This is a genomic window from Dakarella massiliensis, assembly GCF_001182045.1.
Classification (GTDB): Bacteria; Pseudomonadota; Gammaproteobacteria; order Burkholderiales; family Burkholderiaceae_F; genus Mesosutterella; species Mesosutterella massiliensis.
Window position 1 is genome coordinate 142,880 of sequence record NZ_CVTY01000005.1, and the last position, 13,441, is coordinate 156,320.

General features: G+C 58.6%; 12 protein-coding genes. 3 read left to right on the forward strand and 9 right to left on the reverse strand.

Annotated elements, in window-relative coordinates; translation table 11 throughout:
- Positions 1-2: 2 nt before the first annotated feature.
- From lipA to BN1936_RS02355, 4 genes are read right to left on the reverse strand one after another with little or no spacing between them, the layout of a single operon-like run.
- Positions 3-896 carry a lipoyl synthase gene (lipA, locus tag BN1936_RS02340; protein WP_022443120.1) on the reverse strand — a complete coding sequence of 298 codons (894 nt, stop codon included), beginning with the start codon at positions 894-896 and terminating at the stop codon, positions 3-5.
- 31 nt (positions 897-927) lie between these two features.
- Positions 928-1,851 (reverse strand): 1,4-dihydroxy-2-naphthoate octaprenyltransferase, encoded by a 924-nt coding sequence (gene menA, locus BN1936_RS02345; RefSeq protein WP_049686556.1) that lies wholly within the window; start codon positions 1,849-1,851, stop codon positions 928-930.
- Positions 1,844-2,485: a lipoyl(octanoyl) transferase LipB gene (gene lipB, locus BN1936_RS02350; protein WP_049686557.1), complete on the reverse strand. Its 642-nt coding sequence runs from the start codon at positions 2,483-2,485 to the stop codon at positions 1,844-1,846. Before lipB ends, menA begins: the two co-directional genes overlap by 8 nt.
- 13 nt (positions 2,486-2,498) lie before the next feature.
- Positions 2,499-2,771, reverse strand: coding sequence for a YbeD family protein (locus tag BN1936_RS02355; RefSeq protein ID WP_022443117.1), 273 nt, complete (start codon positions 2,769-2,771; stop codon positions 2,499-2,501).
- 47 nt (positions 2,772-2,818) lie between these two features.
- Between BN1936_RS02355 and BN1936_RS02360 the strand changes: the two genes are divergently transcribed.
- Positions 2,819-3,685 carry a biotin--[acetyl-CoA-carboxylase] ligase gene (locus BN1936_RS02360; protein ID WP_022443116.1) on the forward strand — a complete coding sequence of 289 codons (867 nt, stop codon included), beginning with the start codon at positions 2,819-2,821 and terminating at the stop codon, positions 3,683-3,685.
- Positions 3,682-3,876, forward strand: a complete 195-nt coding sequence (locus tag BN1936_RS02365) for a hypothetical protein (RefSeq protein WP_049686558.1) — start codon at positions 3,682-3,684, stop codon at positions 3,874-3,876. The genes BN1936_RS02360 and BN1936_RS02365 overlap by 4 nt, the downstream gene beginning before the upstream one ends.
- Positions 3,877-3,966: 90 nt before the next feature.
- Here BN1936_RS02365 and BN1936_RS02370 read toward each other — a convergent pair whose 3' ends face one another.
- Positions 3,967-7,869: a DUF3683 domain-containing protein gene (locus tag BN1936_RS02370; protein WP_049686559.1), complete on the reverse strand. Its 3,903-nt coding sequence runs from the start codon at positions 7,867-7,869 to the stop codon at positions 3,967-3,969.
- Between the two features lie 282 nt (positions 7,870-8,151).
- On the opposite strand from BN1936_RS02370, the gene ilvA reads away from it, so the two are divergent.
- Positions 8,152-9,684 carry a threonine ammonia-lyase, biosynthetic gene (gene ilvA, locus BN1936_RS02375; protein ID WP_022443112.1) on the forward strand — a complete coding sequence of 511 codons (1,533 nt, stop codon included), beginning with the start codon at positions 8,152-8,154 and terminating at the stop codon, positions 9,682-9,684.
- Between the two features lie 79 nt (positions 9,685-9,763).
- Here ilvA and BN1936_RS02380 read toward each other — a convergent pair whose 3' ends face one another.
- The 4 genes from BN1936_RS02380 to rodA are packed head-to-tail and all read right to left on the reverse strand — an operon-like array spanning position 9,764 to position 13,420.
- Positions 9,764-9,979: a hypothetical protein gene (locus BN1936_RS02380; RefSeq protein ID WP_022443111.1), complete on the reverse strand. Its 216-nt coding sequence runs from the start codon at positions 9,977-9,979 to the stop codon at positions 9,764-9,766.
- Positions 9,976-11,412, reverse strand: coding sequence for a M20/M25/M40 family metallo-hydrolase (locus BN1936_RS02385; RefSeq protein ID WP_049686560.1), 1,437 nt, complete (start codon positions 11,410-11,412; stop codon positions 9,976-9,978). The genes BN1936_RS02380 and BN1936_RS02385 overlap by 4 nt, the downstream gene beginning before the upstream one ends.
- A 29-nt stretch (positions 11,413-11,441) precedes the next feature.
- Entirely contained in the window at positions 11,442-12,356 is a 915-nt protein-coding gene (locus BN1936_RS02390) for a septal ring lytic transglycosylase RlpA family protein (RefSeq protein WP_053101782.1), read from the reverse strand.
- Between the two features lie 2 nt (positions 12,357-12,358).
- Positions 12,359-13,420 (reverse strand): rod shape-determining protein RodA, encoded by a 1,062-nt coding sequence (gene rodA / locus BN1936_RS02395; protein WP_049686668.1) that lies wholly within the window; start codon positions 13,418-13,420, stop codon positions 12,359-12,361.
- Positions 13,421-13,441: the final 21 nt, after the last annotated feature.

Below are 13,441 nucleotides of genomic sequence, written 5' to 3' on the forward strand. Positions count from 1 at the left end.
AATCAGAGTCCGCCGGCCAGTTTTCTCAGTTCTGACGCTCGGTAGCTTGAGCGCACGAAGGGGCCGGCGGCGCACCCGATAAAGCCCATATTCAACGCTTCCCTGCGGTACCGTTCAAACTCTTCCGGTGTCACGAAACGGCGTACCGGAGCGTGTTCCGGACCGGGGGACAGGTACTGTCCCACAGAGAGAAGCGTGACCCCGGAGTTTCTCAGATCCTGGAAGGTCTGAAAAAGCTCATCCTCGGTTTCTCCCAGCCCCACCATAATGCCGCTCTTCAGCGGAATCCCAGGCATCGCTTCGTGATAGCGCTTCAGCAGTTCGAGTGATCCCTCGTAGCGTCCGCCTGGACGCACCGTTCTGAAGAGACCGGGAACGGTCTCAATATTGTGGTTGAAGACATCCGGTGCGGTCTCGGACAGCACCGTTACCGCATCCTCCATATTTTTCTTGAAATCCGGAACCAGAATTTCCACCCGGCAGTGAGGATTGACTTCCCGGATGCTGCGGATGCATGCGGCAAAATGCCTTGCTCCGCCATCCGGAACATCGTCCCGCGTCACGCTGGTCAGCACCGCGTAGCTGAGTCCCAGCTTCCGGATGGTATCGGCGAGGAGCGCGGGCTCAGCGGGATTCAGGGGCAGAGGCCGCCCGTGGCCGATATTGCAGTAGGTGCAGTTCCGCGTACAGACACTGCCCATCAGAAGAAAAGTGGCGGTTCCGGACGCGAAGCACTCGCTGATATTCGGGCATCGGGCTTCTTCACAGACCGTGGGAAGCGGAAGCCGTTCTTTCATTTTCCGGTAGTCGCTGGATCCTGATTTCACCCGGATCCGGAGCCACGAAGGAAGATGCCGGTGCCCGGACTCTTCCGCTTTGCTTCCGTTCTTCTCCATGATCAATCCTCGTAAAGCCGGTCTTCTGCCGCTACAGAACCCAGTGCCAGAGCGCGTCGAGCAGCGCGCCGATGGTTAGCAGAATCGCGAACTGCATTTCAAGTTTCACCGTGTTGAAAAGCGTCTGGTTGAGTTCCAGTCCCTTCAGCGTCCGGAAGTCCTCATACAGGCCTTTCACTTTGCGGATGGCGAAGAGGCTGATGAGGTAAAGGAAGTGCTCAGGGTACACCGTCACGATGAGAAGCACGATGATAAAGGGAAGCAGCAGCAGATCGAGGTAAAGCCGGGGGAACCGCTGCTGTCCAAGGACGACCGCGAGAGTCCGTCTGCCGACAGATTCATCATGCACCGCGTCACGCCAGTTATTGACAACCAGAACGCTCGACGCAATGGAGCCGCAGGCACAGCTCGCTGCCACTGAAATAAAGGAAATCGTGCCGGTTTGCAGATAGTAAGTGCCGTTCACGGCAATCAGTCCGAAAAAGATGAAGACCGTCAGTTCACCCCAGGGGGTATACGCAATCGGTTTCGGACCGCCCATGTAAAGGTAAGCCGCAGCTACAGACAGCGCTCCCAGCACGAAGATCACCCAGCCGCCGATGACTACTAGCGCGAGGCTGATCGCTACCACCACGATAGCGGTGAGGAGAATGGCCCGGTCGACCTGCTGGATGGTGAGCCATCCTTCGCTTGTCGCCCGGGGAAGTCCCTTCCGGTTACCTTTCTCAGCCTTTCGCTTCGTGTAGCCGACATCATTCTCCATATTGGTCAGTGCCTGAATGGCGACTGCGACCGCAATGGTCAGAAGTCCGAGCAGCAGCCGGCCGTGGCCGGTTTCCGAGAGCGCCATTGAGATACCGATGAAAATCGGCGCCAGCGCGACTCCCCATGTCTTCGGGCGGATGGCCGCGAACCAGGCCTGAATGGAACCGGAACGAATGGTCTTTTCAGTCATTTTCTATATTTTTTATCAGATGTTGAATGAGACTTTCCTCGGCCTCCGCGTAGCTGCCTCGGAAGCCGGCATGGGCTATGTCGGTGGTTCTGAGGCCGGGGTAGCCGCAGGGGTTGATCCGGGAAAAGGGGCTGAGATCCATGGAAACATTAAGCGAACAGCCGTGGTACGAGCAGCCGCGGCTCACTTTGAGTCCCAGAGCGCCGATTTTGGCGATGCCCTGGAATTCACCGGCACCGCCTTCGCTTGGAACATAGACGCCAGGCGCATTGTCATGCAGCTGCGCCGGAATCCCGAAACCGCTGAGCGTATCGAGCATCGCCTGCTCAATCCGGCGCACCAGAGGCCGGATCAGGAGATGGCGTCTTCTCAGATCGAGGAGCGGATAGGCGACTATCTGCCCGGGGGCATGGTACGTCACCTCTCCACCCCGGTCTGACTGTACGACGGGAAGCGTATTTCCGGGGAAGATGTTCGACGCGTCAGCCTGTGTGCCAAGCGTCAGAACGGGTTCATGCTGCAGAATCCAGATTTCATCCGCGGTCTGGCTGCCGCGCTCTTTCGTAAAACAGCGCATGGCATTCCAAACGGTTTCGTACGGCTGGATGCCGAGACGGCGGACGGTGATGGTCATGGGATTGCGGCGGTCAGAGGATGAATTTCACGCCGTCGATCTTGTTCAGCGCGAGGTAAATCTGGTCAAGGTGCTCCTGGGACTGCGCAATGACTCTGACAGTGACGGACTGATAGTTGCCTTTGGAGGAAAGACGATTCTCGAGTGATTCGGGATCAAAGTCCGGAACCAGATCGAGAACGCAGGCGTGGATTTCGCTTGTAAAGCCTTCCCGCGCCACACCGACCACCTTGATCGGAAAGAGGCTGGGGAACTTCAGCAGTTTTTCACTGTCACTGGATGCCATAGGGCTTGCTCTCTGTATTAAGCTGAAAACTTAAGAAATTGTTGTCAATGGGGGTCATTGTAGTGGTCCAAGAAAAAAAGGCGAGTTTCACGCCGAGTGAAGCCCCTTTCTTTATTGATCCGGTGAGGGTTTGCTCATCCCTGCGTGATGCGGGGCATGACGTTTTTCTTACGTACCCGGAGGAAACAGGATCCACGAATACGGATCTTCTCGAACGGGCGAGGCGAGGTGAGGCTTCGGATAAGACTGAGATCCGGGTCGCACATCATCAGATCAGCGGCCGCGGCACGCATGGGAGAAGCTGGGAAAACGCTCAGGAGAGCCTTCTTTTTTCTATTGGGCTTCCGCTTCCTGCCGTTACGCCGGCGCCGATACCGCTTCTGGTGGGATTTTCTTCCGCCGAGGCGCTGAGGCGCGAAGGTGTTCCGGTCTTTATCAAGTGGCCGAATGACATCTGGAAGCAGTCAGGGAAGCTCGGCGGCGTGCTCTGCGAACTCGCGAAGACCCCTTCAGGTGATAATTACCTCGTGATCGGCATCGGGCTGAATCTCCGGGGCGGAGAGGATGTGGCATCCGGCCGGTACGCGGCGGATTCAGTCAGCACAGATACGGCAGATGAGTTCTGCCGGGAACTGCGAACCCGGCTTCTTTCCGGAATGTGCGGCGCTATTCTCTCGAGTCTTCAGGAGTACTTCCGGACGGGCAGAATGCCAGACTGGCAGCAGTGGGCAGAATTCGATTACCTGATGGATCGGGAGATTATTCTCGATAACAATGCCGGGGAGCTTCAGGCGGGTATTTACCGCGGCATCTCGGAGTCTGGAGCGCTGATGCTTCAGGTGGGGGATGTCATCCGGTGCTATGCGGCCGGAACGGTTCGCTTCCCTCAGGACAAGGCTAAGAGGACGATATGAAGGTTTTGTTTTTTATTCTGGTGGCGGTAAGCGTCATTCTTGGCGTGTATCAGGTGCATGTGATCAGCTCGATTCCAGGGGATCTCGGCACCGAGGTGAAGGAAGTGGTTCCGGAAAGAATGAGTGATGTTCATCCGTCCGGAAATATTCCGGCGGCGCCTCAGCAGCAGAACACGGATCCGGGACTCTGACAGGGTTTCTCTTCAGAGCGGATCATCAGAAAAAAATCGGCAGCTTCGGATAACGAAGCTGCCGATTTCCTTTTCAGACCGTAAGAAGCTTTAGAGCAGCACGCGGTCAATACCGCCTGCCTGGACAGCGCTCAGGAACTTCTGAGACCAGTCGTCGCCGTAAGCCTGCCGGGCCAGCTCAACCGCGAGGAACTCGGTCTGGGTTTTCGCCTGGGTTTCGTAGCGGGAGAGACCCTGGAAGCAGCCCGGGCAGGTCGTAAGCACTTTGACGTCTCCCTGGAAGTTTCCGCCCTTCTCACCGCAGACCTGATCGCGGGCGTCGCGGATACTCTTCTCTTTTCCGAACCGGACCTGGTTCGCGATATCCGGGCGTCCGACAGCAAACGTGCCGGATTCACCGCAGCAGCGGTCCGTGAGCAGGATCGAGCTGTCATCCTCAGGCTTCAGCAGGTTGGAGATGATACCCATGGAGTTCACGGGCATCGGGTTGTGACACGGCGCGTGGTACAGGTACCGGGTTCCGTGGGCGCCCCCGACATGGAAGCCCTTCTCCGCGAGGTACTCGTGAATATCGACGAGACGGCTTCCCGGGAAGATCTCCTCCAGGTGATAGTCCTTCAGCTGCTTCATGCAGGTGCCGCAGGAAATCAGAATGGTCTTCACATCGAGATAGTTCAGGGTGTTCGCCATACGGTGGAAGATCACCTTGTTATCGGTCACGATGCGGCTGTTTTCAATCGGCATGCCGTTTCCGCGCATCGGATAGCCGCAGCACATGAACTGCGGCGGAAGCACGGTCTGGACTCCCGCGTTCCAGAGCAGGCTGAGGCAGGCAAGGCCGATTTCCGGGAACAGGCGGTCATTGCCGCAGCCCGGGAAGTAGAAGACCGCTTCTGCGTCCTCACTCGTTGTCTTCGGATTGCGGATCACCGGAACCGTGGTGGAGTCGGTGATGTCCAGCATGTGGCGAAGCGTGTTATGGGCACGGGGCTTCGGCAGTTTCCGGTTGACGAGCATGAAGAGCTCGCGCTTCTTGGTCGGGAAGCCGGTGGTCGGCGTCGGATTCTTCATGGAGTGCGACGTCGCGGCGAGTGCCGCGTCAGAGGCGAGACGTTCCGCCACAAAGCCGAGATCCACGAGCACGGTGCGGGCGAGCTTGATGGAGGTCGGGTTTTGCAGCTTGAGGAACTCCATGCCAGCCTTCTTCGCAAAGTTGCCGCGATGGTAGCCCTGAGCCGAGAGGAAGTTCCGGATCTTGATTGTCACGTCACCGAAATTGATCTTCACCGGGCAGGGCGGCAGGCAGCGCATGCAGACTGTGCAGTGATCGCCGAGGTCCGCGAGCTCATCCATATGACGCTTTGAGAGGCCGCGGCGGGTCTGCTCTTCATAGAGGTATGCCTCGATCAGAAGCGAGGTGGCAATAATCTTGTTTCTCGGAGAATAGAGCAGGTTGGCGTTTGGCTGGTGCGTCGTACAGGCGTGCTTGCACTTGCCGCAGCGCAGGCAGTTCTTGATGGAGTCCGCGATATCCTGCAGATCATTCTTCTGCATGAGAAGCGACTCGGCGCGCAGCAGATGGAAGCTCGGCGTGAAGGCGATATCGAGACCGGCGCTGTGGCGCAGCTTGCCGCGGTTGAAGAGGCCGTGCGGGTCCACCTTGTCGAGGTACTCGTGGAAGGGCTTCAGCTCCTCATCCGACAGGAAGGCAATCTTGGTCATGCCGATGCCGTGTTCGCCCGAAATCGAGCCGCCGAGGCTCTTCGCGACGCGCATCACCATGTCGACGCCCTTATAGGCTTCGGCCATCATGTCGGGGTCATCGGAATGCACCGGAATATTGGTGTGCACGTTGCCGTCGCCTGCATGCATATGAAGCGCGATGAAGAGGCGCTTTCTCAGGATCCGGTTATGGATATCATCGACCGCCTTGCGGATGTCGGAGAAGTCTTCGCGGATCAGGAGTTTCTGCAGGGCATCCTTCACCTCGCGGCTCCAGGACACAACGAGTGAGTGATCCAGAAGGAAGTCACGGATCTGCTCGTGACCGGTCTCCGATTCAGGCAGATTGATGCCGATCGAGGCCGCTTCCTCGCGCACGGTGTCAGCCGTGGCTTCGAAGTTATCGAGCAGCCAGGACCAGCCGGTCTTCGCGTGATCGAGAATCTTATTGATGTTGCCGAGGTAGTCCGAGCGGACCTCCTCAAGCGGCATTTCCATGCGTTCAGCCGCTTCGCGGAACGTGTTCGGCGCGTTGAGGTACTTCTGAACCTCAGTCACCATGTCGAGCTTATTGCGGATCGAGTGCTGGATATTGAAGAATTCGCACGCGTTCGTGTATTCGCCGAGCCGCTTCATCGGGATCACGACGTCTTCATTCAGCTTGAAGGCGTTGGTGTGGCGGCTGATGGCCGCGGTTCTCGCGCGTTCGTTCCAGAACTGCTTTCTCTTTTCCGGTGTCTTGGCGATAAAGGCTTCGCCTTCGCGGCTGCAGCAGATATCGGCAACCTGCTGGGTCAGACGGTCGAGCGCCTCTTCGTTATCCGACACGATGTCGCCCACGATCACCATCTTCGGGTTGCGCCCTGTGAGGCTCTTCACCGGGTACTCAACCGCCTTCAGATAGCGTTCGTCGAGATGCTCGAGGCCCGCCAGCATCACGCCTTCCGGATGGGGATCCAGAAGAGTGGTGATCGCGAGAATGGCTTCACCCGCGACACTCGCAGAGCCATAGAACTCGAGACACACCGTGCGGCCGAATTTCGGCAGGCGGTGCAGAATCCAGCGGGCGGACGTGATAATGCCGTCGCAGCCTTCCTTCTGTACGCCGGGGAGTCCCTGCAGATACTTATTCGAAACGTCCTTGCCGAGGCCTGGCTTGCGGAACAGGGGACCCGAGAGATTCAGCGTTTCACGGCTCAGCACCTTTGCCTTGTCGGGAGCCTCGCGGCCGTCCTTCACGACGACCTCAAACACCACATGCTCCTGGCGATGAATCTTGCCGAGATTGTGATTCACGCGGGTGACTTCAAGCCAGTTGCCATCCGCGTTCACCATGCGCCACCAGGCGAGGTTATCGATTGCCGTGCCCCAGAGCACAGCCTTCTTGCCGCCGGAGTTTTCAGCGATGTTGCCGCCCACGCAGGAGCTGTGAGCGGAGGCGGGGTCAACCGCGAAGACCCAGTGATTTTCGTCGGCGCGCTCAGCAATCCGCTTCGTGACAACGCCGGCTCCCGTGAAGATCGTCGGCACCGGTTCAGCAACGCCCGGCAGCGTCTTCATTTCGACCTGGGACATCGTCGTGAACTTTTCCATGTTCATGACGGCGGTCATTTCCGAGAGCGGTACGGCGCCGCCCGTGTAGCCGGTGCCGCCGCCGCGTCCGATAAGCGTGAGACCCAGGCTGTCACAGGCGCGGACGAGCCCCGGAATCTCTTCTTCAGCATCCGGATAAAGCACCACGATCGGGTAGGCAACACGCCAGTCCGTCGCGTCTGTCACATGAGCCGCGCGGGCATACGCGTCAAAACAGATATTGCGGCGGCGGGTGTATTTGGATAGCGTCTTTGCGATCTGCTCACGCTTGATCTTGAGGTCAACGAAATGCTTTTCAAACCGGGCCACAGCGGCTGACGCGAGTTCGATCAGTTCTCCCACAGATTCGTTGAGAGCGGTATCGGTGAGATCGCGGCGCTTGTTCACTTCGGAAAGCCGGTGACGCATGGCTTCAATCAGGAGCTGGCGGCGATGCGGATCCTGCAGCAGATCTTCCTCGAGATACGGGTTTCGGATCACCACCCAGATATCACCGAGCACCTCGTAGAGCATCCGGGAACTTCTTCCTGTTCGGATCTGGGGTCTCAGTTCGCAGAGCTTTTTCCAGGCATCGGAACCCAGAAGCTTTCCCACAACCTCTTTATCAGAGAAGGACGTGTAGTTATAAGGAATTTCTCTTTGACGCTGTAGCTGAATGCTCGAATTTTCTGCTGGCATTATTAGGGTCTCGCGAGATAAATAGTCCCGGACCGCCGGTATCGGGAACCGTCGGAAGATGTGCCCGGGAGCTGCAGTTGTTTTTCTCTGGCAGGAAGGTCAGTTCCTGTCTACGTGTGCTGTTTTTGAACGCTTTTTATCGCACTGCAACTTAAACATAGCAGTTTTTGCAACACGGGTGGGTTATCCGGAAGTCGTAAAACGTATAAAAGTATATACATTCCAACTTTGATTAAATTTGCGGTACACTTTCCCTCACGTCTCCGCAAACTGGAAAAATTTATGCTTGCTCAAGAATATCTTCGTCGAATCCTGAAAGCCCGCGTCTACGACGTCGCGCAGGAAACGCCTCTCGACTACGCCGTGCACCTGTCTGAAAAGCTCGATAACAAGGTGCTTCTGAAGCGCGAGGATCTGCAGCCGGTTTTTTCTTTCAAGCTGCGGGGTGCCTATAACCGCATGGTGCATCTGACGGCGGAGGAAAAAGCCCGCGGCGTGATCACGGCGTCAGCCGGCAATCACGCTCAGGGTGTGGCGCTTGCGGCGAGCCGCCTGAAGTGCCGCGCCGTGATCTGCATGCCGATCACGGCTCCATCGGTCAAAGTGGAAGCCGTAAAGCGTTTCGGCGGCAAGTATGTGGAGGTCGTGCAGGAAGGACGCTCATTCACAGAGTCAGCGAACTGCGCGGCGCGTCTGCAGCGCGAACGGAACCTCGTTTTTGTTCACCCCTTCAATGATCCTGATGTGATCGCGGGGCAGGGTACCATCGCGATGGAAATCCTCCATCAGTACCAGCCTTCTGATGGTGACCAGATCGACGCGGTCTTCTGCGCGATCGGCGGCGGCGGACTGATTTCCGGCATCGCGACCTATATCAAGTCGCTTTACCCCGGAATCCAGGTGATCGGTGTGCAGACGAAGGACTCCTGCGCGATGAAGAAGTCGCTTGACGCGGGGCACCCGGTGGATCTGTCGCAGGTCGGCCTCTTCTCGGACGGCACCGCGGTGAAGGCGGTGGGCGATGAAACCTTCCGCGTCTGCAGCGAGTATGTGGATGACATCGTGCTTGTCGACTCGGACGAAGTGTGCGCGGCCATCAAGGATATTTTTGATGACACCCGCTCGATCGTTGAACCCGCGGGTGCGCTCGGCGTCGCAGGCGCCAAGGCCTGGGCCCGCCATAACAACATCACCGGAAAGACGCTTGTCGCGATCAACAGCGGCGCGAATATGAATTTCGAGCGTCTGCGCTTTGTGACGGAACGCGCCGCCATGGGGGAAGAGAAAGAGGCTATGTACGCGGTGACGATTCCGGAGGAGCGGGGCTCGTACCGCAAGTTCTGCCACCTGATCGGCGACCGTGCGGTGACGGAGTTCAATTACCGCATTTCCGATAAGCATGTGGCGCAGATCTTCGTCGGCATTCAGACGAAGAGCCCGGGTGACGCGGATAACCTGCTCTCCCTTTTCACGAAGGCCGGGCTTAAGAGCCTGAACCTCACGCATGATGAGCTGACGAAACTGCATATCCGCCACATGGTGGGCGGCAAGAGCCCGCTTGCAGTGAATGAGCGGCTCTTCCGGTTTGAGTTCCCGGAGTACCCGGGAGCCCTGCTGCGGTTCCTCACAACGATGAACCCCGACTGGAACATCTCACTCTTCCACTACCGCAATAACGGTTCCGACTACGGCCGCGTTCTGGTCGGCATTCAGGTGCCGCCGGAGGATGATGAACGCTTCAATAAGTTCCTTGAGAAGCTCGGGTACCCGTATGTCGATGAGTCTCAGAACCCGGTCTACAAGCTGTTCCTCTGAGTTCCGGATTCACTGAAAAGAAAAAGAGCAGTTCATGACTGAACTGCTCTTTTTTCAGGCATTTCTTCCGGCTGGGCGCTTAATCATCCACGAGCACGATGTTTCCGGAATCATCCTCAAAGACTTTGTAGTCCCACTTCTTATGCCCGCTCATGTCTTCAAGCCAGGCCGCGCGGGGCAGACCGTACTCGTCCTCATAGGCTGTAATGAACTGCTGAGCCTCGTAGGGAGTGGCGAAATTTTCCTCAAAGTCGCCGTAGTCCACGATGACCTGCGTTACCGTATCGCGTCTCATGCTTCCTCCGGAATGGATGCGGCGAGGTACCCGACCGCGGTAATGAATTTCTCGGTGTAGGCGATATCGAGGCTTTCGTCCGCGTTATGGGCGTTGGAGCCCGGTCCGAGCACACCGGTCACGGCGAACTGAGCTCTCGGGAACTGCGCCTCAAAGAGATTCAGAATCGGAATGGAGCCGCCTTCTCCGATCCGCATGGCGGGCTTCCCCCAGAGCGCCTTTGAGCTCTCGTCGCAGGCGCTGCGGAACCAGTCGGCCTCGGCCGGAGCGTTCCAGCCCGGAAGCGCGTCACCGCCCGCGATGGAGACCACCGCGTTGAACGGAGGATCCGTGAGCAGCTTCTTCTGAAGCGCGGGGAGGATGTTTTCAGTCTTCGCGGTCGGCGGTAGGCGGAAGGAGAGTCTGAGCGTCGTCTCCGAGCGAAGCGAGTTTCCGGCCATACTGAGCGGCGGAAGGCCGGCCGCGCCGGTGATGGAAAGCGTGGGTTTCCAGCAGCGGGCGATCAGGGCTTCCACCGTGCCGCGGCACCGGGACTGCACGGCTCCGTTCGGGCCTTCAGCCCACGGGAATTCGCTGATGAAGCCGTCACCAAGCACTTCCGCGGTCTTCTTCAGATCGTCCATCCGGTTCGCGGGGATTTCGACATTGAAGGCCGGATCCAGAATGGCTCCCGTACGGGGATCCTGAATGCGGTCAAGGAGAATCCTCAGAACATCGAACGAACTCGGCACCACACCGCTCGCGGTGCCGGAATGCATCCCCTGACGGAGCACCCGGACGTTGAGATCAATCGCGCAGGCACCGCGGAGCGAGGACGTGAGCCAGAGCTGCTCATAGTTCCCGGCTCCGGAGTCGAGCACGCAGACGAGGCGGGGGCTGCCGAAACGCTCCGCGTTCTTCTTCAGATAGTGCTCAAGATCGTTCGATCCGGATTCCTCACGCGTCTCAATCAGGCCAACCGCTCTGGGGTGCGGAATGCCGGCATCCTCCAGGGCGCGGATCGCGGTGAGCGCTGCGTAAACCGAATAGCCGTCATCCGAGCAGCCGCGGCCGTAAAGCTTCCCGTCGCGTACGACAGGCGTAAAGGGGCCGAGCCCTTCGCTCCAACCGGTCGCGGGAGGCTGCTTATCCAGGTGACCGTAGAAGAAAACGGTGTCCTCTTCGCGCCCGGCGTAGAGTCCGGTGCCGGGAACCGAGAAGATCAGGGCCGGTGTGCGGCCGGGTTCCTGCTGTACGTCGTATGTGCCGCCCGGAAGCATCCGGGCGCCCCAGGCCGCCGCCTCGCGGCAGACTTCTGTGAGGATGCCGTGCTTCTCCCACTCCGGATCAAAATCTGTGGAGAGGGATTCACGGGAAACAAAGGTTTTGAGCGCAGGCAGTGTTTCTGCGTTCCAGAGCCGGGAGGCTGCCTCCCGGAGTTTATTCATATCCATAGTTGCCATCAGCTCCTTGAATGACAGGATTAGCGCTGGGTCGCGAAGGCCGGACCGCCGATGATGCCGGCGATACGGTGAGCCTCAGCCGTGGCGCGCTCGTGCGTCAGGTTGGCGCCGACGAGAACCCGGTAGAGCGAATCAGAAGACTGAACGATGCGGGTAGTGGCAGTCCGGCCGCCGCTTGCGGCGGACAGTATCGCTTCAGTATGGGCGGACCAGGCGCGGGCATTGTCAGGACTCGAGAAGGCTCCGACCTGCACAGACCAGAGCATGCTCGGGCGGTCCCGGGTGATCCTCTGATCGCGTTCGGTTCCGGCGGTTTCCTGCGTCACCGGGACCGTGCTTGACGCGATATTCGAGCGGTTCCAGGTGCCGGCCGCGATTTCAGCCATTGTGATCCGTTCCACTTCGACCCGGGCCGTGCCTTTCACAGCATACCCCAGGCGCTTCGCCGCCTCGTAGGAGAGGTCGATGATGCGGTCCCCGTAGAACGGGCCCCGGTCATTGATGCGGATGATCATCGAGCGGCCGTTTTCCAGATTGGTGACGCGGGCGTAGCTCGGAAGCTCCATGGTCTTATGGGCCGCGGAGACGGAGTACATATCGAAGACTTCGCCGTTTGACGTTTTCTTGCCGTGGAACTGCTTGCCGTACCAGGAGGCGATGCCGCGTTCACGCATCGGTTTGTCACCGGTGATCGGGACATAGTGACGGCCGAGCACGGTGTAAGGACGGTTGGCGCCGCGGGCCGGTTTTTCGACCCGGGGGACAGAACCCTGCTCGGTAATGGCCGGGGCTGTGCCGGGAGCGGACGGAGGAAGAATCTCAGGTCCGCGGGACGTCTGGCTGCTTCCGGAAGAAGACTGCGGGGCGTGGGTGGTAGAGCAGGCTGCAAGCAAAGCCACAAGCGCGGTCGCAATAAAAATTCTTCCGAAAGACATGACTAGTCGTCCTTATATTTTTTGTTCGCCGATATGGCCATCAGCATGCCGGTGCAGGTGGCGAGAGTGATAAGCGCCGTGCCGCCGTAGCTCATGAAGGGCAGCGGCACACCGACCACCGGCAGAATGCCGCTCACCATGCCCATGTTCACAAAAGTGTACGTGAAGAAGATGACGGTGATGGCGCCGGCGAGAAGCTTCGAGAAAGTATTCGACGCGTTGATGGCGATCTTCATCGAGAGCACGATGAGGGTGAAATACATCACGAGAAGGAAGAGATTGCCGACGAGGCCGAACTCTTCCGAGAAAACGGCGAAGAGGAAGTCACTCGTACGCTCAGGAATAAAGTCGAGGTGAGCCTGAGTGCCTTCCATCCAGCCCTTGCCGAAAACTCCGCCTGAACCGATGGCGATCAGCGCCTGGAGGGTATGGAACCCCTTGCCGAGCGGGTCGGAGGTCGGATCAATCAGTGTCAGCACGCGCTGCCGCTGATAGTCATGGAGGAGGAAGTTCCAGATGAGAGGCAGCGATGCGAGTCCGGACCCGACCATGATGAGAATCCACTTCCAGGGGAGCCCCGCGAAGAAGACCACCGAGAGTCCGGCCGCGGCGACCAGAATGGCGGTGCCGAGGTCAGGCTGCTTCATAATCAGCGCCACCGGGATTCCGATGATCACGAAAGCGATCGCGAAGTCCTTGGGAGAGGTCTGGTCCTGGCGGCTGTGGAAGTACCAGGCGAGCATCATCGGAAGCGCGACCTTCATCAGTTCCGAAGGCTGAATCTGCGTGATGCCGATATTCAGCCAGCGGGTAGCACCTTTGATCGTGGTGCCGATCACGAGGGTCGCGAGTAGCAGGAACACGCCGAATGTGTACAGCGGCACCGCGAGCTTCATCAGGTACCGCGGGTGAACGTTCGCGAAAAGAATCAGCACGAAGAACGCGATCAGGATGTTACGGGCCTGGTCCGCGACTCGCCACGGGTAGCTGTAGCCCGCGGAGAAAAGCGTCATGAAGCCCGTGAGCGTCAGAATGGCGACGACGATCGCGAGTCCGAAATTCATCCTTGAAAGCCGCTCAAGGAA